This window comes from Amycolatopsis sp. lyj-112, assembly GCF_046549055.1.
Taxonomy (GTDB): domain Bacteria; phylum Actinomycetota; class Actinomycetes; order Mycobacteriales; family Pseudonocardiaceae; genus Amycolatopsis.
The window spans coordinates 396,206-416,366 of the sequence record NZ_JAJPWS010000007.1 but is presented as its reverse complement, the minus strand read 5'-3'; the positions used below and the strand labels follow the sequence as shown (position 1 = coordinate 416,366).

The following is a 20,161-nucleotide window of genomic DNA, read 5'->3' as shown; positions in this document are numbered from 1 at the left end:
AGCCGGGCTGTTGCTGCTGGCCGCCGTATTGGTCGTAGCCGGGCTGCGGGGCGGCGCCGCCATAGCCCTGGTCGTACCCGGGCTGTTGCTGCTGGCCGCCGTACTGGTCGTAGCCAGGCTGCTGAGCCCCGCCATAACCTTGGTCGTAGCCGGGCTGTTGCTGCTGGCCGCCGTATTGGTCGTAGCCGGGCTGCGGGGCGGCGCCGCCATAGCCCTGGTCGTACCCGGGCTGTTGCTGCTGGCCGCCGTACTGGTCGTAGCCAGGCTGCTGAGCGCCACCGTAACCCTGGTCGTAGCCGCCCTGTTGCTGCTGCTGGCCGCCATAACCCTGGTCGTACCCGGGCTGCTGCTGGGCACCCTGCTGTCCGTAGCCGTACTGGCCCTGCTGGCCGTACGGGTCACCCTGGTCGTATTGGCCGTAGCCGGGGGGCTGGCTCATTGCTGGGTCTCCTGCGTTGCTGGGTCGTGCCGACCGTGACGAACCTTCGGCGCCATGGGGTTTGACGTCGGGATCGACGGACGAACGGGTCTTGAACTGTCCAGTATGCAGCGCCTCATTGCGCTCGAGCGAAACTACGACGTCACCATAGGTGTCCCAACCGTGCTCGGCGAGGTGTTCCTTGACCGCCTCCGCCAACACCGAGGTGACTCGCTGCTCGTCTCCGGCCATGCGTTCATGATCAGCCTGCCCCAGCGACACGATGTAGTGATTGGGGGCGAGCTCACGACCACCGGCCAGCTCACGAACGTTCTCCTCGCTCTCGCGCTCAAGCGCCACCGCCACTTCCTGAGTGACGACATTGCCACCGAACATGCGCGCGAAGGTATTGCCCACGAGATTCTCGAGCCGCCTATCAAAGCGCTCTACGCGGCCCACCGGGCAACCTCCTCACACTTGTGCTTCCCCGTCGATCCTATCTGGGTACGGCCAGTCGGACACGGCCCCCGGTGAAACCCGTCGATCCAGCCTGCTACTCTTTGCGAGCTGTCAGAGAATGAAGCACTCGGGCGAGTGGCGGAATGGCAGACGCGCACGGTTCAGGTCCGTGTGTCCGAAAGGACGTGAGGGTTCAACTCCCTCCTCGCCCACTCTTGTTCGAGGCCCCCTTTGCTCCGCGACGGGGGCCTCTTTCGTTGTGTCGTCGCTCGTCAGTACCCGGGGGGCCGAGCCCCCCGGACCCCCCACGGTGCGTGACGTGGCGGTTGGCAAGTGGGCTAAGTGAGGGCCGAGAACAAAGTGGGCTCGAGAGGCTCTGGTGGCGGCGTGGTCGTCGGGTGTGGTCGGGAAGAGGCTCGGATCACGTTCGGGGAGCGGTATTTCGTCGACGTGATCGGCGTCGGCTGTTGTGTCGACGTCGAGGCTCGGGGACTGACGGCGCATCGGCATGGGATCGAGTTCTTGCACGGTGAACCCGAGCGGCTGGCCGACTTTGTCGGCGGGCTTGCGGCGGACTTTCGCGGCTGGCCGGGGGAGCGGGTATGGAATGGCGCTCACCTGCGGCTGAAGGCGTCCATTCACGCCGGAGGACACGTCGCGCTCGGGTGGACATTGCCTCCGGACGGCGGGTGGGAGGCGTCCGTCACGACGTGGCTCGAGGCGGGCGAGCAGCTGAGCGGGCTCGCCGCGGACCTTCGTGAATTTCTGCGCTCGCCGCATCGGCGATAGCAAGAAAAAAGACCCGGCCAGAGGCCGGGTCTTCGGTTCGTTCTGTGGGTCAGTTCACGCCGACGAGGTCGACCACGAAGATGAGGGTCTCGCCCGGCTTGATGACGCCGCCGGCACCGCGGTCGCCGTAGGCCAGGTGCGGCGGGATCACCAGCTGGCGGCGTCCGCCGACCTTCATGCCGGCGACACCCTGGTCCCAGCCGGGGATGACCTGGCCGCTGCCGAGGCCGAAGCGCAGGGGCTCGCCGCGGTTCCAGGACGCGTCGAACTCGTCGCCGGTCGAGTGCGAGACACCGACGTAGTGCACGGTGACGGTGTCACCGGTCTTGGCCTCCTGGCCTTCGCCGACGGTGATGTCGGAGGTCTGCAGGTCGGCGGGCGCGGTGCCCTCCGGGCGGTCGATCTGGGGCTTCTCCAAAGGCATACCGACAAGCTACCTGTGCAGGTCCGGGGTTCGCAGGCCGAGTGTTCCGCCGAACGGTGGCAAGAACGCGAATAGTCTTCACAAATTTGGATACCCGTGGGTAGTGTGCGCCTCGTCACTCTCCGAGGACGGAGGTCTTTCATGCGACGAGGCATACGGGTCCTGACTACGCTGGCCGGGCTGACCCTGGTGGCGGGAACCGTTCCGGCACTGCAGGCGAACGCGGAGGAACCGGCTGAGAGCTCGGTGGTCGCCGCGGCGCTCGACGACTACTGCGGCGGACAGTGCGGTGACATCCTGCCGCCCGGTACGAAGGGCAACGCCACCCTCGCGGAGATCCTGGCGCACAAGGCACTCGGCACCCGTCCCGCGCATTCCGCCGATCAGCTCGGCAGGTACGCCTCGCTCGCCGACGGCTACAAGACGCTGACCACCGACAAGATCAACCAGTTCTTCAACGACGCGTCGTTCGGCGTCCCGTCCGGTCAGGTCGAGAGCACGATCAAACCGCGTTCGGACGTCACGATCACCCGCGACAAGGCGACCGGAGTTCCCCGGATCGTCGGCACGACGCGGCCGGGCACGATGTACGGCGCGGGGTACGCCGCCGGGCAGGACCGCCTGTGGCTGATGGACATCATGCGCCGCGTCGGCCGCGGCCAGCTGACCTCGTACGCCGGTGGCGCACAGGGCAACCGTGAACTCGAGCAGAGCTTCTTCGCCTCCGCGCCCTACACCGAGCAGGAACTGCAGAAGCAGATCGACAACGCCGCGGCCGGCGGCCCGCGTGGCGCACAGGGCAAGGCCGACGCCGAGGCGTACGTCCAGGGTGTCAACAAGTACATCTCCGATTCGCACAGCGGCCGCTACTTCCCGGGCGAGTACGTCCTCACCGGACACGTCGACGCGATCACCAACGCCGGGACGATCGAGCCGTTCAAGCTGACCGACCTGGTCGTGCTCGCCGCGGTGGTCGGCGCGCAGTTCGGCGCCGGCGGCGGTGGCGAGGTGCAGAACGCCATCGCGAAGATGGCGATGCAGGAGAAGTACGGGCTCGAACAGGGCGACAAGGTCTGGAAGAGCCTCCGGTCCGAGGACGACCCCGAGGCCGTCAAGACCCTCCACAATGGACAGAACTTCGACTACGGCAAGGCGCCGGCGAACCCGCAGGGCGCCGCGATTCCGGACAAGGGTTCGGTCACCGGGCAGCAACTGGTCTTCGACCCCACCGGTTCGGCCGGGACGGCGACACCCGCCAAGGTGGACGTTCCCGCGCCCGACGACCAGAAGGCCGTCCGCGGCATCTTCGACGACGGCGTCCTGCCCGGCAACATGCTCTCCGAGAAGCACGGCATGTCCAACGCGCTGGTGGTCTCCGGCGCCAAGACCGCGAGCGGTCACCCGGTCGCCGTCTTCGGCCCGCAGGCCGGCTACTTCGCGCCGCAGTTGCTGATGCTGCAGGAACTCCAGGGCCCGGGCATCAGCGCCCGCGGTGCCTCGTTCGCGGGTATCAGCATGTACGTGCTCCTCGGCCGCGGCCAGGACTACTCGTGGAGCGCGACGTCGGCGTCGCAGGACATCACCGACACCTACGCGGTCGAGCTGTGCGAGCAGAACGGTTCCACCCCGACGAAGAACTCCAACTTCTACCGGTTCCGCGGCCAGTGCCTGCCGTTCGAGGTCATCGAGCGCAAGAACGCCTGGAAACCCACGATCGCCGACGGAACGGCCGAAGGTTCCTACACGCTGCGCAGCTATCGCACGAAGTACGGGCCGGTGACGAGCCGGGCGCTGGTCGGCGGAAAGCCGGTGGCGTACGCGTCGCAGCGGTCGACCTTCCAGCACGAGATCGACACGATCATCGGCTTCCAGAAGTTCAACGACCCGACCGCGATCAAGTCCGCACAGGACTTCCAGGCCGCGGCGGCCGACGTCAACCAGACCTACAACTGGTTCTACGCCGACTCCCGCGACGTCGCGTACTTCAACTCCGGCTCGAACCCGGTCCGGAACCCGAACGTCGACCCGGCCATGCCGGTGAAGGCCGACGCCGGTTTCGACTGGCAGGGCTGGAATCCCGACGGCAACCTCGCGAACTACACACCGGCGTCGCAGCATCCTCAGTCGATCAACCAGGACTACTACATCAGCTGGAACAACGCGCAGTCCAACGGTTACGCGGCCAGCGGTGCGGACAAGAGTTCGGTCCACCGCGGTGATCTGATCGACGCGCGGGTGAAGAAGATGGTCTCCAGCGGCACCAGGGTGACGCGGGTGAACCTCACGCAGGCCATGGAGGAAGCGGCACTCGCCGACCTCCGTGCGGAGAAGGTGCTACCGGAACTGTTCAAGGTGATCGACCGGGCGCCGGTGAGCGGTCCGGCCGCGGACGCGGTGGCGAAACTGAAGACCTGGCTCGCGGCGGGTGGTCTGCGCTCGGAGACCTCACCGGGCAGCAAGGCCTACACGAACGCCGACGCGATCCGGATCATGGACGCCTGGTGGCCGTTGCTGGTCAACGCCCAGTTCAAACCCGGCATGGGTGACGCCGCCTACGCCGCGATGGTCGGGGTGCTGAAGATCAACGAGTCGCCTTCGGGCTGGCAGAACGAGGTTCCCGGCAAGCACGTCGGCCAGGGGCACGCCGGTTCGTCGTACCAGTCCGGCTGGTGGGGCTATGTGCACAAGGACATCCGTTCGGTCCTCGGGCAGAACGTGGCCGGTCCGCTGGGCGCGAAGTACTGCGGTGGCGGCGATGTCAACGCCTGCCGTCAGGTGCTGCTCGACTCGCTGACGCAGGCCGCCGCGCAGCCGGCCAACACCGTGTACCCGGGTGACGGCGACTGCTCCGCGGGCGACCAGTGGTGCGCCGACACGATCATCCACCGGGCACTCGGCGGCATCACGCAGGACAAGATCAGCACGCAGAACCGGCCGACTTTCCAGCAGGTCGTGGAGTTCCCGGCGAAACGCGGCGACAACATCGCCAACCTCTCCACCGGCCGGTCGGTCAGCGCGAGCAGCCACGAGACAGGCTGGTACAACTCGCCGCCGTCCAACGCGATCGACGGCAACCTGTCGACCCGCTGGGCGAGCGACTGGAGCGACGACCAGTCGATCACCGTCGACCTCGGTTCGGTACAGCCCGTTTCCCGCGTGATCCTGCAGTGGGAATCGGCCTACGGGAAGGCGTACAAGGTCCAGGTTTCGTCCGACGGGACGAACTGGCGTGACGTGTCGTCCATTGTGGACGGTAACGGCGGTCAGGACAACGTCGCCTTCGGAACGACCGACGGCCGCTATGTGCGGATCGCCGGTGTTCAGCGCGGTACGAAGTACGGCTACTCCCTCTATGAGTTCGAGGTGTACGCCCACTAGTACCGGGGAGACGCGTGAGGGTCACCCTCAGGACTCTGAGTCCCTGAGGGTGACCCTCACGCAATTCCGATCAGCTTTGATGGACTGTTTCGAGCCGGGCGAGGTCGTCCGAGGTGAGCCGCAGCGCTCCGGCGGCGACGTTGTCGGCGAGGTGGCCGAGGTCGCCGGTACCCGGAATGACCAGCACGTGCGGTCCACGTTGCAGCGCCCAAGCCAGGCGGATCTGCGCCGGCGAGGCCTGGTGCGCCCGGGCGATCGCGAGCACCTCGTCCTGCTCGCCGCCGCTGGGGCCTGCCTCGCGCCCGGCTCCGGCGATGGCGAAGAACGGGACGAACGCCACTCCCTGCTCGCCGCAGGCGCGCAGAAGCCGATCCTGCTCGGGCCGGTGGCCGAGGCCGTAGGCGTTCTGCACGCACACCACCGGCGCGATCGCCTGGGCCTGAGCCAGCTGCTCCGGGCTGACGTTGGACACGCCGAGGTGGCGGATCAGGCCGGCATCGCGCAGTGCGGCCAGCGCGCCGAAGTGGTCGGCGATCGAGTCCGGCCCGGACAGGCGCAGGTTCACCAGGTCGAGATGATCGCGGCCGAGCTGGCGCAGGTTCTCCTCGACCTCGCCGCGCAGCTGGTCGGGAGTGGCCTGGGGCAGCCACTCACCGGACGCGTCCCGGCGCGGCCCGACCTTGGTGGCGATGACCAGATCGTCGGCGTACGGCGAAAGCGCGGAGTTGATCAGCTCGTTGGCCGACCGTCGCGAGGAGAAATAGAACCCGGCGGTGTCGATGTGGTCGACGCCCAGCTCCACCGCGCGGCGCAGCACCTTGATCGCCTGATCGCGGTCGCCGGGGGTGGCGCCGGGCGCGAACGCCTGGCCGCGCTGAGGCAAGCGCATCGCGCCGAAGCCGACTCGGTTGACCTTCAGATCCCCGAGTGTCCAGGTTCCCGAAGCCGCCGCGGTGATCGTCCCAGAAGTCATGGCTGGAGTCTGTCATCCGGTTTCGTCGGAGGGACGGTTTACGGTGACGAGGTGGACATGAACGACTGGTCACCCCGCACCCTCGCCGTCGCCGCGGGCCGCCCTGAAGGCCCCGGCGAACCACTGAACGTGCCGATCGTCGCGGCGAGCACCTTCGACGCCGGCGCCGACCGCGCGTATTCGCGCGAGAACGGCACCCCGACCTGGGAGGCGCTGGAGACCGCGATCGGCGCGCTCGAAGGCGGGCACGCCACCGCGTTCGCGTCGGGGATCGCGACGCTGAGCGCGGTGGCCGACATGCTGGCCGTCGGCGCGAAGGTCTGCGTGCCGACGTACAGCTACGCCGGATCCCGCGGGCTGCTCGCGCACGCGCAGCGCACCGGACGGCTGGTCGTCACCGAGATCGCGCCGGACGACACGGACGCCTGGGTCGTGGCAGGTCGCGGCGCCGACCTGCTCTGGCTCGAATCCCCGACGAACCCCACCCTCGACGTCATCGACATCGAGACGATCGCCGCCGCCGCGAACGGCCTGGTCGCCGTGGACAACACGTTCGCCACCCCGCTCGGGCAGCGGCCGCTCGAACTCGGCGCCGACATCGTCGTGCACAGCGCGACGAAACTCATCGGCGGCCACAGCGATCTGCTCCTGGGTTTGACCATCGCGGCCGACGAAGCGATCGCGAAGGACCTGCGTGACGCGCGCACCCGGATGGGCGCGACGCCGGGAGCGCTCGAAGCCTGGCTCGCCCTGCGCGGGCTGCGGACACTGCCGGTCCGGCTGGCCGAGCAGACCCGCACGGCCGCTCTGCTGGCGGCGCGGCTGGTGGATCACCCCGCGATCACCCGGGTGCGTTATCCCGGCTCCGGCATGATGATCGCCTTCGAACTCCCGGACGCGGAGACCGCCGACAAGGTCATCGGCTCACTGCGGCTGATCCGCGCGGCCACCAGCCTCGGCGGCGTGGAAAGCCTGGTGGAGCGGCGGGCGTGGCTGGCGGGCGACGCCCACGTGCCCGCCGGCCTGGTCCGGTTCAGTGTCGGGCTCGAAGATCCGGAAGACCTTTGGACGGACCTGGCGTCCGCGCTCGGCTAGTGTCGTGCGTCGGAAATTCGTGTGCTTTATCGGCGGATCCAGGTTTCCGCTGGGCGTGCGGCCGGAAGCGGCTTGTACTGGTCGTACCCGCGCTTTTCGGCTGTGCGTCCAGCGGGAAGCTGGGCCGTCGAGAAGGCCACGAATTTCCGACGCACGACACTAGGGCTCTAACCTGGAGCGCGTGGAGGAGACGAAACCGCCGCGGAGGCTCGGCCGGTTGCTGTGGGGCCTGTTCTGGCTCCTGGTGGCCGGCTTCCTCTCGATCATCGCCGCCGGCGTGCTGGCCGAACTCGCGTCGCTGCCCTGCCCGAGCGACAAGATCTGGGCCTGCGACGCCGAAAACCGGACCCTTGCCACCTTCATCCCCGCGCTCGGGTTCGGGCTCGGGTTGCTGATCGCGGCCGTGGGCGGTGGCCGCGCGACGCGGCGGAGGACGTCGCCGGGGCCTTGGTTGCTCGTCGGGAGCCTCTTGGGCGCGATCTCGCTCGGCATCTCGCTGTTCCTGGTGCTCTGATCGTGACCTTCAGGTTGCCGACCGCCGAGTGGTGGCCTGAATCGTCAGTGCTTCACGAGCTGAGTACTCCGAACGTGTGAACCGGCCGGTAGTAACGGCGAGAACGTGACGCACCGCAAGGAGGCAGCTGCGGAAATGTGTGAGCGGCGCTCGAAGATTCGCAAGAAGAAGGCGATTCGGCCGCGGAAATCAGTGGTTCGGCGTGGTTTCGCGGAAGAGGAAATAATGCTTCCGCATGGCAAGCATCCTGGCCGCAGGGGTGTTAGCATTCTCTAGTCGCCGCGAGGTTTTCCCTCTGCATAGCGACTTCTGGGCCCTTGTATCGGGCCGATACTTCCTCGCGTTACCGGTTTTCTCCGTGGTTTTTGTCACGGGGAATCGACTGCAGCTGACCTGCGATTTTCCGGCAGTATCGCGCTATCACCCGAACGTGGGATTTCCCCCCGGGTGGTCGCACGGTGGGGGTCACTGTGCGTTGCGATGTTTTTCACTGGGAGATCACTTTGAAGAAGACGTTGGGCCGCCTCGCGGGCGCGGTGCTGGCCGGCGCCGTCATTTCGCTGGTCGTGGCGCCCGTCGCCGCGGCGCAGGAAACGACGACGCCTCCGGCACCTGCCTCCGAGACGTCCACTTCCGCGCCGGAGCCGTCGTACAGCGGCGGCCCGGTGACGACGGCACCGCCCGAGACGAGCACTCCTGGCTCGTCCTCGCAGCAGCCGACGTCGACCAGCGGCAAGCCGTCGGAGACCAGCGGCAAGCCGTCGCCGACCAGCACCTCGGAGAAGCCGACCACGCCGCCGAAGGACGACTTCTACGACAACGTCGGCGCGGGCTACATCGGCGACAACGGCATCGGCGCGCTGGTCATCGGCTGCGAGTCGGGCGAGCCGACGAACGTTTCGGCACCGGACTTCGATGTCACCAGCTACAACCAGGCCGAGGACGACGGCCGCTACTGGGTCTACATCGTGAAGGTGAAGAAGTCCTTCAAGGGCAACTCCAGCACCTTCAGCTGGACCTGTGACGGCAAGCCGGGCAAGGGCGACATCGAATTCGAGTCGACCATCGGCGGCGGCGGTACCCCGGGCAAGCCGGAGAAGCAGGTCAAGTACGCCCCCAAGGGCGGCATCGAGACCGGTTTCGGCGCCACCGCGGCCTGATCCCATGTCGACGAAGTTTCTGAGGCAGGGCGGCCGCGCGTTCGCGGCCACCCTGGTCCTTTCCCTCGCACTGACCGGTTGCGGCTCCGACGAACCCGCGCCCGCCGCACAGCAGACGCCGGCGGAATCGACCGTCCCGGTCACGAAGCCGTTCGAGGGCACGCGGCCGACGAACGTGAAGATCCCCAAGATCGGGGTCGAGTCGAAGCTGATCGCGGTCGCGGTCAACAAGGACGGCAAGATGGCCGTCCCTTCGGCGAAGAACCCGATGCAGGCCGCCTGGTACCAGCTTTCGCCGGTGCCCGGCGACGTCGGACCGGCGATCCTGCTCGGGCACGTCGACGGCAACAAGCAACCGGGCATCTTCTTCAAGCTCAAGGACGTCGACCCGGGCGACGAGGTACTCGTCGAACGCAGCGACGGCAAGACCTTGAAGTTCGTGGTCGAGAAGAAGGACCAGGTTCCCAAGGACAAGTTCCCCGAGGACGCGGTCTACGGCAACACGGACAAGCCGCAGCTGCGGCTGATCACCTGTGGCGGTGTCTTCGACAAGGAAGAACACAGCTACCAGGACAACGTCATCGTCTACGCCAACTTGGTCGCCTGACCGAAACGCTGACGAGAGCGCTATGAACGACTCGTTACTTGCGAAATTTGCAAGTAACGAGTCGTTCATAGCATCCGGGGGGCCTCTCAGCCGACGCCCGACTTGGGGAACGGGAACCCGGCGGGAGCGGCCGCATCGGGCTCGACCCACCGCCGCATCCCCGCGTCACAAGCCGCGTAACCCCAGTTGATCAGCCGTTCCTGGAGCACTTCCGGCATTTTCGTCAGCCTGGTCGGCGTTTCCGCCAGCTTGTGCGTGGAGTCGACCGGCGCGGGCAGCGCGTCCTCCAGCTCGAAGTTCTCGAGGTCGACGTAGCTTCCCCAGTAGGTGCCCGCGAATTCCTTCTCCACATAGGATTTCAGGAGCGCGCCCCGCCGCAGCTCACGGACCTGGTTGTCGATCACGTCGAGCACCCGCAGCAGCTGCCGGGCCCAGTCGCGCTTGACGTTCGGCGTGACCTTCATCCGCTTGCCCGCGTCGCTGACCAGCACCGTTTCGCACTGGCCTTCGACCGGGTCGAGGCCGAGGTTGTCGTAGACGCCGGCGTCGCTCAGCACGATCTTGCGGCGCGCCTCGTCCGAAAGCGGATCGTGGAGCATCACCGGTGAGAGCATCGGAGGGAACGCCGAGGAAGCGGCCACCGCGGTGGCGAGCGGGATGTTCCCGTGCGGCCCGTCCTGCCGGAAGAACCACCACAGCGCGCCGTCCTGGAGGTTGGTCGCGGTGAAGACGAACTGCGGTCCGGCGGGGTCCAGATCCTTGAGGCAGCAGTCGCCGAACAGGTGTTTCGCGTACACCCGCGCGAGTTCCTCACCGGCGCTGCGCCACGGAATGGCCATGGCGCGCAAGGCGACCGGGATGTCGAGCCGGGTGCGCGCGAGGGTGCGGACCGGCGCGACGACCTCGTCGTAGAAGTTGTTCGCGACACCGTTCTCGAACTTCAGGTCCGACCACGCGTGCGCGAGCGCGCCGGCGGCGATCGAACCGCCGGACACGCTGGAGAACGTCGTGATCTTCGAAAGCCAGCCGAGTTCGTTGAGCCGCCACAGGGCTCCGGTGTGGAACAACATCGCGCGATATCCACCCCCGGACAGCGCGAGACCGACACCCTGGCGTGCTGTCGAAGGCTCCTTGGCATCCCCCACTCGAGCGAGTGTAGGACTGCGCTAGAGAAGTGGTTGTAAGAGGCGACGTTGTTCTTCAGGGACGTACTCGGCGTAGTTGTCGTAGAGCGCTTGCTTCGCGAGCCGTGACGCGCGTTCGCCGTCCGAGTCCCGGATCGCTCCCAGTACTTCTTCGTGGTGGGCCAGCCAGCTTCGCATCAACGCCGTCCGATCGTCGGCGTGCTCCAGTTTGTCCTCGATGAGTTCGAGCACCACCCCGCGGACGACCTCGCCGCTGATCACCAGCAGCGGATTTCCGGTGGCGCGGGCGATGGCCTCGTGGAACGCGACGTCCGCGCGACTGAACTGCGCATATTGAGCAGAACCAGCTTCACCCTCCGAGACGCCCGCGCGCATGGCGTCCAGCGCCGCGTCCAGTTCGACGAGATGGTCTTCGGTCCTGAGCTGCGCGGCGAGCAGATGTGCGGAACCGTCGAGCACCATGCGGAACTGCAGCAGTTCGGACAGGCCGATGTGGTCGGCCCGCGCCAGCCGGTGCATCGACCGGTGCAGTGCGGCGGGCGAGGCGGCCAGGACCTCGGGGCCGCGCGGATCGCCGGGGCGCGAGCGGACCATTTCCGCTGCTTGCAGTACCCGCAGCGCTTCCCGGACCGTCGAGCGGCCGACGTCGAACTGGATCATCAGTTCGCGTTCGCTCGGCAGCCGGTCGCCGGGTTTGATCCGGCCGCTGAACACGGCTTCTTCGATCTGCTCGACGACCCGCTGGTATGCGCGGACAGGGGCGACCGGCTCGAATTCCATCTTGACCCTGCCGTCTCGTCTGGTTTACTGGTCAGACCAGTCTACCGGTCAGGGGGCAGGATGAAAGCCCGGATCTACGCGGCGGCGTTGAGCTTGCTGCTGGTGACGTCCGGCTGCTCCGCGGGGTCAAGTGCCACGGTGGCCAAGGATCCCGGCACGCTCGCCATCGGCTACACCGCCGAGCCGGCGAACTTCGACTTCACCCGCACCGACGGCGCGGCCATTCCGCAGGCCCTGCTCTACAACGTGTACGAGGGCCTGGTGAAACTCGACGCGGACGCGAAGATCGTGCCGCTCCTGGCCGAATCGTGGACCGTGTCCCCGGACGGCAAGACCTACGACTTCAAGCTGCGCAAGGACGCGAAGTTCAGCAACGGCGCCCCGTTCACCGCCGAGGACGTCAAGTTCTCGCTGATGCGGGTGAAGACCGACTGGACCGTGTCGATCAAGTCCACAATGGACGTTGTCGATCATGTCGACGTCGTCGCGGCCGACCACGCGCGTGTGGTGCTCACGAAACCCAGCAACGGCTGGCTCTTCAGCCTCACCAGCCGTCTCGGCGCGATGTTCAGCCCCACCGGTGTCGCCGATCTGGCGAACAAGCCCGTCGGCACCGGGCCGTACACGGTGTCCTCGCGCAGGCGCGGCGATTCCATCGTGCTCAAGGAGAATCCCGCCTACTGGGGCCGGAAACCGGCGTACTCCACAGTGGTCCTCAAGTACATCAAGGATCCGACGGCGCTCAACAACGCCCTGCTCAGCAACGGGATCGACGTCATCTCCGCGATCACCGTGCCGGATTCGATCCCGCAGTTCCAGAGCGACGACCGGTTCACCGTCGTCGAGGGCACCACGAACAGCGAGGTCACGCTCGCGTTCAACAACGCCCGCCCGCCGCTGAACGACGTCCGTGTGCGGCGCGCGTTGTCCTACGCGATCGACCGGAAGGCGTTGCTGGACACCGCATGGGCTGGGCGCGGCACGCTCATCGGCAGCATGGTCCCGCCGACGGATCCCTGGTACGACGACCTTTCCGGCGCCTACCCGTTCGATCCCGCGAAGGCGAAGGCTCTGCTCGCCGAGGCAGGCCAGCCCCATCCGACGCTCCGGTTGCGGATTCCCAACCTGCCGTACGCCGTCTCGGCCGCGCAGGTGGTGGCGTCGCAACTGGCGGACGTCGGCGTCACGGTGACGATCGACCCGCTGGACTTCCCCGCGGTGTGGCTCAAGCAGGTGTTCACCGACCGCGACTACGACCTCTCGATCATCCAGCACGTCGAGGCGCGCGACATCGTGACCTTCGGCAGGCCGAAGTACTACTGGGGTTACGACAGCAAGCCCGTCCAGCAGGAGCTGACGAAGGCCGACGGTGGAACGCCCCAGGAACAGATCGAGGCGATGCGGAAGGTGGCGCGGCAGTTGTCCGACGATGCCGCCGCGGACTGGCTCTTCCTGTTCCCCAACGTGATCGTGGCGAAGGAGAAGGTGACCGGGTTCGTGCGCAACCAGGTCAGCGAGTCCTTCGACCTCACGGGATTGGCGCCGCGATGACGGTCAAGGTCCTTCGCAGGCTTGCGATCCTCGTGGCCAGTGTGCTGGTCGCGTCGATCGTGGTGTTCCTGTTCATGGCGGTGCTGCCGGGTGATCCGGCGCAGGTCGCGCTCGGCGTCAACGCGACCCCGGAACTGGTCGCGAAGACCCGGGCGGAATTCGGCATCGACCGGCCGTTGGTGACGCAGTACTTCGACTGGATCGGCGGTGTCCTGCAAGGCGACTTCGGCCGCTCGTACGTCACCCGCGAGGAGATCGGCCCGGCGCTCGCCGACCGGCTCGGCGTGACGTTGTGGCTGGTCGGCGCCGGGATGCTGGTGGCGTTGCTGATCGCCGTCCCGGCCGGGACGTTCGCCGCCGTGCGGCATCGAAAGGCCGACGGCACCGCGGTTTCCGGGCTCTCGCAGATCGGCGTCGCGATCCCCGCGTTCCTCGCCGGGATCATCCTGGTGCAGATCTTCGCGGTGCAGTTGCGCTGGTTGCCCTCCGGTGGCTGGACGCCGCCGGTGCAGGACCCCGGCGAGTTCCTGCGCGGTCTCGTCCTTCCTGCGCTGTCGCTCGGTTTGGTCCAGGGCGCGGTGCTCACGCGGTATGTGCGGTCCGCCGTGCTCGACACGCTCGGACAAGATTATTTGCGCACCGCGCGCTCCAAGGGGCTGCGGCCGTTCCCGGCGCTGTTCCGCCATGGCCTGCGCAACGCCGCCGTTCCGGTGGTGACCGTGCTCGGCCTGCAACTGGCGACGTTGCTGATCGGCGCCGTCGTCGTCGAGCGCGTGTTCGTCCTGCCGGGGCTGGGCAGCATGCTGCTCGACTCGGTGGCGTCGAGGGATCTGTTGTCGGTTCAGGGAATCGTGCTGGTCCTGGTGGTCGGCGTGCTGCTGGTGAATTTCGTGGTCGACGTCCTCTACACGGTGCTCGACCCGAGATTGCGGGGTTCCTGATGCGCAGTCGCAGTCTTCTGATCGGCGGCATCCTGGTCGCGCTGATCGTGCTCGCCGCGGTGCTTTCGTTCGTCTGGACGCCGTTCGACCCGGTGAGGGTCGACGCGGCCGGCCGGTTGCACGACTTCAGCGGCTCGAACCTGCTGGGCACCGACAGTTTCGGCCGGGACGTGCTCAGTCAGCTCATGGTCGGCGCGCGGACGACGTTGTACGTCGGCGTGGTCGCGGTCGGGATCGCCGCGCTGATCGGGACTCCGCTGGGCATCCTCGCGGGGATGTCGTCGCGGTGGCTCGGCGAATTCGTCATGCGCGTCAACGATCTCGTCCTCGCGTTCCCCGCGCTGCTGCTGGCGATCATGTTCGGCGCGGTGTTCGGGGCGGACACGCTCACCGCGATGGTGGCGATCGGTATCGCGACCATCCCGTCGTTCGCCCGCATCGCGCGATCGGGAACGCTGCAGGTGATGAGCAGCGAATTCGTGCTGGCCGCGCGCTCGGCGGGCCGGTCTCGGCTGAACATCGCGGCGCGGCACGTGCTGCCGAACATCTCCGGACTGCTGATCGTGCAGGCGTCCGTGTCGTTCGCGATCGCCGTGCTCGCGGAAGCGGCGTTGTCGTTCCTCGGGTTCGGCACGCGGCCGCCGACGCCGTCGTGGGGCCGGATGTTGCAGGAGTCCCAGGTGTTCCTGACCTTGCACCCGCGGCTCGCGCTCGTCCCCGGTATCGCGATCGCCATCGCTGTCCTCGGGTTCAACCTGCTCGGCGACGGTCTCCGCGATCGGCTCGACCCCCGATTGGCGGCCCGGCTATGACACTGGAAGTCCACGACCTCGGGATCGGCGACCTGGTCCGCGGCGTCTCGTTCGGCATCGCGCGGGGTGAACGCGTCGGGCTCATCGGCGAGTCCGGTTCGGGGAAATCGCTGACGGCGTTGTCGATCATGGGACTGCTGCCCGAAGAACTCGCCGCGTCCGGGTCGGTGAAGCTCGACGGCCGTGAGCTGCTGGGCGCGCCGGAACGGGAACTGTCGCGGCTGCGCGGCAACGAACTGTCGATGGTGTTCCAGGAACCGATGACGGCGCTGAACCCGGCGATGCGGGTCGGCGCGCAGGTGGCCGAGCCGATGCGGATCCACCGCGACGGCGGAAAATATCGTGCGGCGGCCGAGGCGTTGCTGGATTCCGTTGGTCTACCAGGGACTTTCCGTGCGTATCCGCATCAGCTGTCCGGCGGCCAGCGGCAACGCGTCGTGCTCGCGATCGCGCTGGCCAACGACCCGAAGCTGCTGATCTGCGACGAACCGACGACGGCCTTGGACGTCACCGTGCAGGCGCAGATCCTCGAACTGATCCTCGACGGCATCCGCGAGAGGGAGAGCGCGCTGCTGTTCATCACGCACGACCTCGCCGTGGTGGCGTCGGTATGTGAGCGGGTGCTGGTGATGCTGGACGGCGAGATAGTCGAGTCCGGGACCACGCGCGAAGTGCTCACCGCGCCGACGCACGACTACACCAAGAAGCTTTTGGCCGCTTCGGATCTGGAGGCGAGCCGATGATGATCGAAGTGCGGGACCTGGAACGCCGCTACACACGACGGGACGTACACGCGCTGCGAGGGGTTTCCTTCGACGTCGAAGCAGGTCAGCGCTTCGGCATCGTCGGCGAGTCCGGCTCCGGAAAGTCCACTTTGGTCAGACTGCTGGCCGCGCTGGACAAGCCCACGGCGGGCAGTGTCTCGTTCCAGGGCAAGCGCATCGACACCTTGCCCGAACGCAAACTCGGCTTCCTGCGGTCGGAACTGCAGATCGTCTTCCAGGATCCGATGGGCTCGCTCGATCCAAGGATGCGGGTGCGCGACATCATCGCCGAACCGCTGGGCCGCCGCGATCCCGCGCGGGTTTCGGAGCTATTGAACGCGGTCGGCCTGCCGGAAGACGCCGCCGGCCGGTATCCGCACCAGTTCTCCGGCGGGCAGCGTCAGCGCATCTCCATCGCGCGGGCGCTCGCGCCGAATCCCAGCGTGCTCATCGCGGACGAACCGGTGAGCGCGCTCGACGTCTCGGTGCGCAAACAGATCCTCGACCTGCTCGCGTCCCTGGTCGAGCTGTACTCGCTGACGTTGGTCTTCGTCTCGCACGACCTCGGCGTCGTGCGGCACGTCTGTGACCGGGTCGCGGTGATGCGGCGCGGGGAGATCGTCGAAATGGGCGACGTCGACCAGGTCTACGACGCGCCGGAACACGAATACACCAGGGAGTTGCTGGCGGCCGCACCGAATCTGCGGACCGAACTGGCACGGCTTCGTGCGGGAGGGGACGATGACTGACTACCCGGAAGGGCTGCCGATCGGCGATGGCTGGGTGGCAGGAGTGGACTTCGAGCCGGTGGTGTTCCCGTACGACGGGAGCGTGATCGGTCAGGCGCCGGTCGGGACGCCGGAGCTGGCCACGCGGGCGATCGACGAGGCCGTCGCGGTGTTCAAGCAGGTCGCGGCCCTGCCTTCGCGTGCTCGTCGCTCCTTGCTCAACGCTGTCGCCGCCGCTTTGGAAGAGCGGCGTGAGGCGTTCGAGCAGCTTCTCGTGCTGGAAACGGGTAAGCCGCTGGTCGATTGCCGCGTCGAGGTCGCCCGCACGATCGTCACCTGGCAGGCGTCCGCGGAAGAGGTCTCGCGACTGCACGGCGAGACCGTGCCGCTCGATCTCCTGCCGTCCGGCGACGGGCTCGTCGGGTTCTGGAAACGCAAGCCGATCGGTGTCGTCGTCGGCATCGCGGGGTTCAACTACCCGTTGCTGCTGGCGTCGCACAAGATCGCGCCCGCCATCGCCGCCGGCTGCCCGGTGGTGGTGAAACCCGCGCCGCAGACACCCTTGGCGACGTTGTGGCTCGTGCACCTGGTGCGCTCGCTGACCGACGTGCCCGCGATGGTCCAGCTGGTCACCGGAGACGCGGCCGTCGGCTCGGCGCTGGTCACGGACCGGCGGGTGGGCGCGGTGTCGTTCACCGGGTCCGCGCTGGTCGGGCACCGGATCGCGCGCGATGCCGCGCCGACGAAGACGTTGCTGGAGCTGGGTTCCAACGCCGCGCTGGTGGTCGCGGACGACGCGGATCTCGACGCGGCGGCGGACGCCGTGCTGCGCGGCGGGTTCTACGCGTCCGGGCAGGCGTGCATTTCGGTGCAGCGAGTGCTGGTCGTCGAGCCGGTCGCCCAGGAGTTCACCGAAAGGCTTCTGGCGCGGCTCGGCGAAGTCGTCACCGGCGATCCTCGTGACGAGAAGACGCGCGTCTCCGCGCTGATCGACGAGGGTTCGACGCGGCGCGTTCAGGACTGGGTCGACAAAGCGACCGCCGCCGGTGCGCGGGCGGTCGGCGGCGGGGTGGACGGCACAGTGGTGCGGCCGACGGTGTTGCTCGACGTGCCCGACGGCGTCGAATGCTGGGACGAGGAGATCTTCGGTCCGGTCGTCTGCCTGCGCACAGTGGCAGGAGTGGACGAAGCATTCGACGCGGTCAACGCGTCGCGCTACGGCCTGCACGCTTCGGTGTTCAGCACGTCCTTGAAGACCGCGTTCCGCGCGCTTGACGAACTGGAGGTCGGCGGCGTGGTGGTCAACGAGGTGCCCGGATTCCGGTCCGACACCATGCCGTACGGCGGCGTGAAGGACTCGGGGATCGGGCGGGAAGGGCCGCGGTTCGCGGTCGAAGAACTGACCGTGACGAGGATGGCGGTGCTGCGGCCGTGAATTACGAGAACCTGTTCCGGCTCGACGGACGACGGGCCGTCGTACTCGGTGGTGGCAGCGGGATCGGCCGCGAATCCGCGCGAGCGCTGGCCGCGCAGGGCGCCGAAGTGATCGTCGCCGACCGCGATGTCGCCGCGGCCAAGGAGACCGGCGCCGGCGAGCCGTACGAGATCGACCTGCTCGAAGAAGGCGCGGCCGCCCGGGCTGCGCAGGCGCTCGGCGAGATCGACATCGTCGTGCTGACCGCCGCGACCAACGTGCGCAAACGCCTGCTGGACTACACGCGCGACGAGTTCGACCGGGTCATCGCGCTGAACCTCGGCGCGACCTTCGAAGTCGTCCGCGCGTTCGGCGCCGGGATGGTCGAGCGGAGGCGCGGCAGCATCATCGGGTTCTCCTCGATCCGCGGCACCACCGTCGAGCCAGGGCAAGGTCCGTACGCGGCGACGAAAGCCGGTCTGGTGCAGCTTTTCCGGACGGCCGCGGCGGAGTTCGGCCCGGCCGGGGTGCGGGTCAACGCGATCGCGCCCGGCGTCGTCGAGACCCCGTTGACCGCGCAGATCAAGGCGAATCCAGCCTGGTACGACGCCTATGCGACCAAGGGCGCGCTGGGCCGCTGGGCGCGCCCGGACGAACTGGCCGGCGCCGTCGTGTACCTCGCCTCGGACGCGTCGTCGTTCGTCACCGGCTCCGTGATGGCGGTGGACGGTGGCTGGACCGCCGTCGACGGCCGTTTCGAACCGCCCGCGTCTTAAGGAGCTTTGCTGTGCCGGAGTTGCCCGATCTGACCGCCGTCGAACTGGTCGCCCAGTATCGCGCCGGGACGCTGTCGCCGGTCGAGGTCACCGAAGCGGTCCTCGCGCGGGTCGAGGCGCGCGAACCCGAACTCCACGCGCTGTACGCGTACGACCCGACTGCGGCGCGTGAGGACGCGAAGGCTTCCGAGAGTCGTTGGCACGCGGGGGAGCCGCTCGGCCCGATCGACGGTGTCCCCTTGACGCTCAAGGAGAACATCGCGACCCGGGGAACCCCGGTCCCGTTGGGCACGGCTGCTTCCTCTTTGAGTCCTGCGCCCGAAGACGCCCCGGCGGGCGCTCGCGTGCGCGAGTCCGGTGGCGTCCTGCTGGGCAAGACGACCATGCCGGACTACGGGATGCTGACGTCCGGTCTGTCGAGCTTTCACACCGCCTCGCGGAATCCGTGGGACACCGCGCGCACGCCCGGCGGTTCCAGCGCCGGTGCCGGTTCGGCGGCCGCCGCCGGGTACGGGCCGCTGCATGTCGGCACGGACATCGGCGGCTCGATCCGGCTACCCGCCGGATGGTGCGGACTGGTCGGGCTGAAGCCGAGCTTCGGCCGGGTGCCGGTGGATCCGCCTTTCCTCGGCCGCGTCGCCGGGCCGATGACGCGGACCGTCGCCGACACCGCGTTGCTGATGAGCGTTCTGTCCGGTGTGGACGGTCGCGATCATCTTTCGCTGCCACCGGCTTCGCTCGACTGGACTTCGCTTTCGGCCGAGGTCAAGGGGCTGCGGGTCGGGCTGCACCTCGACCCGGGCGTGGGACTCCCGGTGCTGCCGGAGACGATCGCCGCGGTCACCGAGGCCGCGCGGGTGTTCGAAGCGGCGGGCGCTGTGGTCGAGTCGGTTTCGCCGTTCCTGCGCCGCGAAATGCTCGACGGGCTCGACACCTTCTGGCGGGTCCGCGCCTGGTCGGAGATGTCGACGTTGTCCGACGACCGCCGCGCGAAGGTCCTGCCGTACATCGCCGATTGGGCGGCCGGTGGCGCCGACGTCAGCGGTGTCGACGCCTACCGTGGCTTCGCGCAGATCGACGTCATCGCCGTCGCGACCCTGCGCGAGACCGAACGCTTCGACGTCGTCCTGTCGCCGACCTGCCCGGTTTCGGCCCCGCCCGCGGACTGGCCTTCGCCGACCAACGACCCGCGCCGCCCGTTCGAGCACATCGCGTTCACCGTGCCGTACAACATGTCCGGCCAGCCCGCCGTCTCGATCAGCTGCGGCTACACGAGCGACGACCAGCCCATCGGCCTCCAGATCAGCGGCCGCCGCTTCGCCGACCTCGACGTCCTTCGCGCCGCTGCCGCCTACGAAACCCTTCGCCCCACTCCGCGCCCCTGGCCCTGACTCGCGTTTAGTCCTCTAGTCGCGGTACTTGCACACGCAACC

At 67.9% G+C, this 20,161-nt stretch carries 19 protein-coding genes and 1 tRNA gene; 15 read left to right on the top strand and 5 right to left on the bottom strand.

The annotated features are described in order from the left end of the window. A partial coding sequence (locus tag ACLJRL_RS25030; RefSeq protein WP_410658690.1) for a DUF3662 domain-containing protein occupies positions 1-877 on the bottom strand: 877 nt, incomplete at its 3' end. 129 nt (positions 878-1,006) lie between these two features. Here ACLJRL_RS25030 and ACLJRL_RS25025 point away from each other — a divergent pair. Together ACLJRL_RS25025 and ACLJRL_RS25020 are read left to right on the top strand one after the other, a co-directional pair. Beyond that, positions 1,007-1,089 (top strand) — tRNA-Leu (locus ACLJRL_RS25025). A gap of 175 nt (positions 1,090-1,264) precedes the next feature. Further along, positions 1,265-1,666, top strand: a complete 402-nt coding sequence (locus ACLJRL_RS25020) for a DUF6228 family protein (RefSeq protein ID WP_410658689.1) — start codon at positions 1,265-1,267, stop codon at positions 1,664-1,666. Between the two features lie 49 nt (positions 1,667-1,715). On the opposite strand, the gene ACLJRL_RS25015 is transcribed toward ACLJRL_RS25020, so the two are convergent. Next, positions 1,716-2,090 (bottom strand): FKBP-type peptidyl-prolyl cis-trans isomerase, encoded by a 375-nt coding sequence (locus ACLJRL_RS25015; RefSeq protein ID WP_410658688.1) that lies wholly within the window; start codon positions 2,088-2,090, stop codon positions 1,716-1,718. Between the two features lie 141 nt (positions 2,091-2,231). On the opposite strand from ACLJRL_RS25015, the gene ACLJRL_RS25010 reads away from it, so the two are divergent. Next, complete coding sequence (locus tag ACLJRL_RS25010) at positions 2,232-5,468, top strand: penicillin acylase family protein (protein WP_410658687.1); 3,237 nt, start codon at positions 2,232-2,234, stop codon at positions 5,466-5,468. 70 nt (positions 5,469-5,538) lie between these two features. Here the strand turns inward: ACLJRL_RS25010 and ACLJRL_RS25005 are convergent, their stop codons facing one another. Then, positions 5,539-6,441 (bottom strand): oxidoreductase, encoded by a 903-nt coding sequence (locus ACLJRL_RS25005; RefSeq protein WP_410658686.1) that lies wholly within the window; start codon positions 6,439-6,441, stop codon positions 5,539-5,541. Between the two features lie 57 nt (positions 6,442-6,498). Here ACLJRL_RS25005 and ACLJRL_RS25000 point away from each other — a divergent pair, with 57 nt between their 5' ends. The 4 genes from ACLJRL_RS25000 to ACLJRL_RS24985 all read left to right on the top strand — a co-directional run bounded on the left by ACLJRL_RS25000 (position 6,499) and on the right by ACLJRL_RS24985 (position 9,817). Beyond that, positions 6,499-7,536 carry a trans-sulfuration enzyme family protein gene (locus ACLJRL_RS25000; RefSeq protein WP_410658685.1) on the top strand — a complete coding sequence of 346 codons (1,038 nt, stop codon included), beginning with the start codon at positions 6,499-6,501 and terminating at the stop codon, positions 7,534-7,536. 181 nt (positions 7,537-7,717) lie between these two features. Next, positions 7,718-8,050 (top strand): hypothetical protein, encoded by a 333-nt coding sequence (locus ACLJRL_RS24995; protein ID WP_410658684.1) that lies wholly within the window; start codon positions 7,718-7,720, stop codon positions 8,048-8,050. A 503-nt stretch (positions 8,051-8,553) separates the two neighbouring features. Further along, positions 8,554-9,210 carry a hypothetical protein gene (locus tag ACLJRL_RS24990; RefSeq protein ID WP_410658683.1) on the top strand — a complete coding sequence of 219 codons (657 nt, stop codon included), beginning with the start codon at positions 8,554-8,556 and terminating at the stop codon, positions 9,208-9,210. Between the two features lie 4 nt (positions 9,211-9,214). Continuing rightward, complete coding sequence (locus ACLJRL_RS24985) at positions 9,215-9,817, top strand: class F sortase (protein WP_410658682.1); 603 nt, start codon at positions 9,215-9,217, stop codon at positions 9,815-9,817. An 86-nt stretch (positions 9,818-9,903) separates the two neighbouring features. Here the strand turns inward: ACLJRL_RS24985 and ACLJRL_RS24980 are convergent, their stop codons facing one another. Then, positions 9,904-10,962 (bottom strand): patatin-like phospholipase family protein, encoded by a 1,059-nt coding sequence (locus ACLJRL_RS24980; protein ID WP_410658681.1) that lies wholly within the window; start codon positions 10,960-10,962, stop codon positions 9,904-9,906. 21 nt (positions 10,963-10,983) lie between these two features. Continuing rightward, entirely contained in the window at positions 10,984-11,742 is a 759-nt protein-coding gene (locus tag ACLJRL_RS24975) for a FadR/GntR family transcriptional regulator (protein WP_410658680.1), read from the bottom strand. 60 nt (positions 11,743-11,802) lie between these two features. On the opposite strand from ACLJRL_RS24975, the gene ACLJRL_RS24970 reads away from it, so the two are divergent. The 8 genes from ACLJRL_RS24970 to ACLJRL_RS24935 are packed head-to-tail and all read left to right on the top strand — an operon-like array spanning position 11,803 to position 20,119. Beyond that, positions 11,803-13,293: an ABC transporter substrate-binding protein gene (locus ACLJRL_RS24970; RefSeq protein ID WP_410658679.1), complete on the top strand. Its 1,491-nt coding sequence runs from the start codon at positions 11,803-11,805 to the stop codon at positions 13,291-13,293. After that, entirely contained in the window at positions 13,290-14,234 is a 945-nt protein-coding gene (locus tag ACLJRL_RS24965) for an ABC transporter permease (protein ID WP_410658678.1), read from the top strand. Before ACLJRL_RS24970 ends, ACLJRL_RS24965 begins: the two co-directional genes overlap by 4 nt. Then, the gene (locus ACLJRL_RS24960) at positions 14,234-15,046 is read left to right on the top strand and encodes an ABC transporter permease (protein ID WP_410658677.1); all 813 of its coding nucleotides are present in this window, start codon (positions 14,234-14,236) and stop codon (positions 15,044-15,046) included. Before ACLJRL_RS24965 ends, ACLJRL_RS24960 begins: the two co-directional genes overlap by 1 nt. After that, on the top strand, positions 15,043-15,789 hold the full coding sequence (locus tag ACLJRL_RS24955) for an ATP-binding cassette domain-containing protein (RefSeq protein ID WP_410658676.1): 747 nt from the start codon (positions 15,043-15,045) through the stop codon (positions 15,787-15,789). Before ACLJRL_RS24960 ends, ACLJRL_RS24955 begins: the two co-directional genes overlap by 4 nt. Next, the gene (locus tag ACLJRL_RS24950; RefSeq protein WP_410658675.1) at positions 15,786-16,559 is read left to right on the top strand and encodes an ABC transporter ATP-binding protein; all 774 of its coding nucleotides are present in this window, start codon (positions 15,786-15,788) and stop codon (positions 16,557-16,559) included. Before ACLJRL_RS24955 ends, ACLJRL_RS24950 begins: the two co-directional genes overlap by 4 nt. Next, entirely contained in the window at positions 16,552-17,973 is a 1,422-nt protein-coding gene (locus ACLJRL_RS24945; RefSeq protein ID WP_410658674.1) for an aldehyde dehydrogenase family protein, read from the top strand. The genes ACLJRL_RS24950 and ACLJRL_RS24945 overlap by 8 nt, the downstream gene beginning before the upstream one ends. Beyond that, positions 17,970-18,728, top strand: coding sequence for an SDR family NAD(P)-dependent oxidoreductase (locus ACLJRL_RS24940; protein WP_410658673.1), 759 nt, complete (start codon positions 17,970-17,972; stop codon positions 18,726-18,728). The genes ACLJRL_RS24945 and ACLJRL_RS24940 overlap by 4 nt, the downstream gene beginning before the upstream one ends. Before the next feature lie 11 nt (positions 18,729-18,739). After that, complete coding sequence (locus ACLJRL_RS24935; protein ID WP_410658672.1) at positions 18,740-20,119, top strand: amidase; 1,380 nt, start codon at positions 18,740-18,742, stop codon at positions 20,117-20,119. Positions 20,120-20,161 lie beyond the last annotated feature (42 nt).

What these genes read in the sequence shown, in the direction of transcription:
- ACLJRL_RS25010 (WP_410658687.1), top strand. Translation starts at nt 2,232, where the DNA reads ATGCGACGAGGCATACGGGTCCTGACTACGCTGGCCGGGCTGACCCTG.
- ACLJRL_RS25000 (WP_410658685.1), top strand. Translation starts at nt 6,499, where the DNA reads ATGAACGACTGGTCACCCCGCACCCTCGCCGTCGCCGCGGGCCGCCCT.
- ACLJRL_RS24975 (WP_410658680.1), bottom strand. Translation starts at nt 11,742, where the DNA reads ATGGAATTCGAGCCGGTCGCCCCTGTCCGCGCATACCAGCGGGTCGTC.
- ACLJRL_RS24970 (WP_410658679.1), top strand. Translation starts at nt 11,803, where the DNA reads ATGAAAGCCCGGATCTACGCGGCGGCGTTGAGCTTGCTGCTGGTGACG.
- ACLJRL_RS25005 (WP_410658686.1), bottom strand. Translation starts at nt 6,441, where the DNA reads ATGACTTCTGGGACGATCACCGCGGCGGCTTCGGGAACCTGGACACTC.
- ACLJRL_RS24985 (WP_410658682.1), top strand. Translation starts at nt 9,215, where the DNA reads ATGTCGACGAAGTTTCTGAGGCAGGGCGGCCGCGCGTTCGCGGCCACC.
- ACLJRL_RS24945 (WP_410658674.1), top strand. Translation starts at nt 16,552, where the DNA reads ATGACTGACTACCCGGAAGGGCTGCCGATCGGCGATGGCTGGGTGGCA.
- ACLJRL_RS25015 (WP_410658688.1), bottom strand. Translation starts at nt 2,090, where the DNA reads ATGCCTTTGGAGAAGCCCCAGATCGACCGCCCGGAGGGCACCGCGCCC.
- ACLJRL_RS24965 (WP_410658678.1), top strand. Translation starts at nt 13,290, where the DNA reads ATGACGGTCAAGGTCCTTCGCAGGCTTGCGATCCTCGTGGCCAGTGTG.
- ACLJRL_RS24955 (WP_410658676.1), top strand. Translation starts at nt 15,043, where the DNA reads ATGACACTGGAAGTCCACGACCTCGGGATCGGCGACCTGGTCCGCGGC.
- ACLJRL_RS24960 (WP_410658677.1), top strand. Translation starts at nt 14,234, where the DNA reads ATGCGCAGTCGCAGTCTTCTGATCGGCGGCATCCTGGTCGCGCTGATC.
- ACLJRL_RS24950 (WP_410658675.1), top strand. Translation starts at nt 15,786, where the DNA reads ATGATGATCGAAGTGCGGGACCTGGAACGCCGCTACACACGACGGGAC.